Source organism: Desertihabitans aurantiacus, assembly GCF_003344635.1.
GTDB classification, from domain to species: Bacteria; Actinomycetota; Actinomycetes; order Propionibacteriales; family Propionibacteriaceae; genus Desertihabitans; species Desertihabitans aurantiacus.
In genome coordinates this window covers 1-2,505 of sequence record NZ_QPKK01000390.1, presented here as the reverse complement: position 1 = coordinate 2,505, position 2,505 = coordinate 1, and the positions used below count along the sequence as shown (strand labels likewise).

Genomic DNA, 2,505 nt, shown 5'->3' with positions numbered 1-2,505 from the left:
CGGCGGCGTCCTCGACCGCCTGCCGGGCGAGCCACAGCCGTCCTCCGGCGACCACCAGGCCGATGATCATCACGAGCACGGGGACGACGAGGGCGAGCTCGGCGGCGGCGGCGCCCCGATCACCGCGGATCGGTCGGCTGCTCCGCTCCGGCGTCATGTCAGCTGCTCCCTCGGCACGCTCGCCGTGCCACTGACCCTGCCGAGCCCGAGGTCGACCACCAGGTCGACCTGCGCGGTGGTGGTCACCTCGACCCGCCCGTCGGTGCTGCGGACCCGGACCTGCACCGAGTGCAGCCCGCCCGCTCGGGCCACCTCGCCGGCGGTCTGCTCCGCGCGGCTCCGCGAGGCGCTGTCGTCGGCGACCGCCGCGGCCTCGGCACCGGCCACCGCCGCGTGGCGCACGGTGTTCCGGCCGTGCACCCACACGCCGAGCTGGATCACGGCGAGCAGCGTGGTGAGCAGCACCGGGACGACGAGGGCCCACTGCACCGACTCGCTGACGCCGCGCTCGCCGCGGGACGGTCCGGTCACGCCTCAGGCATCCTGGCCCGGACGTAGAGGGTCACCGCCGTCACGACGATGGTGGCGATGGCGATGGCGCCGGCCAGCAGGATGGCGTTCTCGGTGGACTGGGACAGCCCGCGTTCGTCCTTGGTCGGGGTGGGCTGCAGCCAGAAGCCGACGAGGGCGTTCAAGATGGTGGTCATGGTCTCCTCCTCGTGGTGAGTCTGTCGGGATCTCCGACCGACGGGGGTGGTTCTGCCGGGTTGTGCACAGGCTCTCTACGGACCGATGAGCCGCAGCAGCGGCGGGACCAGGAAGATCAGGCCGAACACCAGAGCCGGGATGACCATCACCACCGACATCCGCTCCGAGACCTGCTGCGCGGCGATCGTCAGCTCGCTCCGGTGGGCGTCGCGCAGCTCCCGGACGCGGGCCCGCAGGGTGTCGGAGAGCGCCGCCCCGGACTCCTCCAGGCTGGTGACGTCGGCCAGGTCGGCCAGCTGTGGCATGTCGAGCTGCTCGGCCAGCCGCTTGAGCTCGGGCCAGGGCGGTCGCTGCTCCAGCCGGGCCCGCTCGAGCGCGGCCTGGATGCGCAGGAAGAGCGGGCTGCTCGACATCGACGCCGCCGCCTGCAGCGCCTGGGTGCCGGACCGGTTGGCCAACCGCTCCAGCACCACCAGGTCGAAGTAGGTGAAGAGGGCCTCGCTGGCCGCGCCCCGGCTCGCCCGCTCGCCCCGCCGCAGCGCGATGTCGGGGACGAACCAGCCGACCACCAGCCCCAGCACCGTCCCGATCACGGGCACGCTGAGCGACAGCTCGAACACCAGCAGTGCGCAGCTGCCCACCAGCAGCGGCAGCGCCGCCCCGACCAGGGCCATCACCAGCTTCTCGGAGTAGAAGGCCGCGATCGACTGGCCGCGGAGCTCGAGCAGCTGCAGCTGGTGCTCGGTGACCGGTTGGGGCGAGCGTCGGTGCAGCCAGGCGCCGACACGGTCCAGCCGGGAGCGCTCGCCGCCCCCGCTGTCGCCCGGGCCTCCGGCCGGCACCGGGCTGTCCAGGGCCAGCAGGTCGAGCGCGTCCGACAGCCGCGGGGTGGCCGGGACGAGGGCGCGGACGAGCACGACCAGCCCACCGACGACCAGGACGCCGCTGAGCACGACCAGCGCGGTCTGCAGGTGCAGGGTCACCGGGGCACCTCCGGGGTGAGGATGCGCTCCCGCCGTGCCGGCGCGGTGAGCCGGCGCAGCCACACCAGGGCGCCGGCGTAGGCCCCGAGCAGCGCGGCGAGCAGCGCCTGCCCGAGCGGGGTGGTGTAGGGCTGGAAGAAGTCGGGCACCAGGAACAGGGCCGCCACCAGCGCGACCACGGTGATGACGGTGACCTGGCGCACCACGATCCGCGGCTTGGCGCGCTCCACCTCCACCTCACGCATCGACTTCAGCCGGTCCTGGGTGGACTCCGACAGCTCGCGCAGCGTGGTGGAGACGCCGGTGCCGCCGCGTTCGGAGGCCAGCACCATCGCGGCCAGCACGGCGTCGGCGTCCGGGCTGTCGAGCGAGTCCGCCATCGCCAGCAGCGCCTCGCGCACCGTCCAGCGGTCGTTGAGCCGGGCGGCGACCAGCCGGAGGTCGTCGACCAGCAGGTCGGGCGCCTGGCGGACGGAGCCGCGCAGGGCGTCCGGGATCGACTGACCGGTCTGCAGCGTGGCGGTCATGGTGCGGACCCAGCGGTCCAGCGCGCGCAGCAGCTCCAGCTCGCGGTTGCTGGGGTCGGCCAGCAGCCACGGCAGCCCGATCACGCCCACCGGCACCAGCACCAGGGTGAGCGCGATCCCGGTGACCAGGTAGGTGGCGACCCCGGCCAGGACGCCGAGCAGGAGCAGCAGGTCGCGGCGACGGCCGGCCCGTCCGGGCGGACGGCGGGTGAGCCGGCTCCAGGTGGCCGCCCCACCGGCGCGGACGCGGACCCGGCGCGGCGGTCGCGGCCGGCGACGCGCGCCCA

At 74.5% G+C, this 2,505-nt stretch carries 5 protein-coding genes; all 5 read right to left on the bottom strand.

Annotated elements, in window-relative coordinates; translation table 11 throughout:
• On the bottom strand, nucleotides 1–157 hold a 157-nt coding region (locus DVA66_RS22170; protein WP_198671964.1), incomplete at its 3' end, for a TadE/TadG family type IV pilus assembly protein.
• Nucleotides 154–531 (bottom strand): TadE family protein, encoded by a 378-nt coding sequence (locus DVA66_RS19355; RefSeq protein WP_114561461.1) that lies wholly within the window; start codon nucleotides 529–531, stop codon nucleotides 154–156. The genes DVA66_RS19355 and DVA66_RS22170, both read right to left, overlap by 4 nt.
• Entirely contained in the window at nucleotides 528–707 is a 180-nt protein-coding gene (locus tag DVA66_RS19350) for a hypothetical protein (protein ID WP_114125992.1), read from the bottom strand. The genes DVA66_RS19355 and DVA66_RS19350 overlap by 4 nt, the downstream gene beginning before the upstream one ends.
• Before the next feature lie 75 nt (nucleotides 708–782).
• Nucleotides 783–1,691, bottom strand: a complete 909-nt coding sequence (locus DVA66_RS19345; protein ID WP_114561460.1) for a type II secretion system F family protein — start codon at nucleotides 1,689–1,691, stop codon at nucleotides 783–785.
• Nucleotides 1,688–2,505, bottom strand: an 818-nt coding sequence (locus DVA66_RS19340; RefSeq protein ID WP_114561459.1) for a type II secretion system F family protein, incomplete at its 5' end; no start/stop codon positions are given. The genes DVA66_RS19345 and DVA66_RS19340, both read right to left, overlap by 4 nt.

Excerpts from the sequence above, each read along its gene's own strand:
- DVA66_RS19350 (WP_114125992.1), bottom strand. The coding sequence starts at position 707 with ATGACCACCATCTTGAACGCCCTCGTCGGCTTCTGGCTGCAGCCCACC.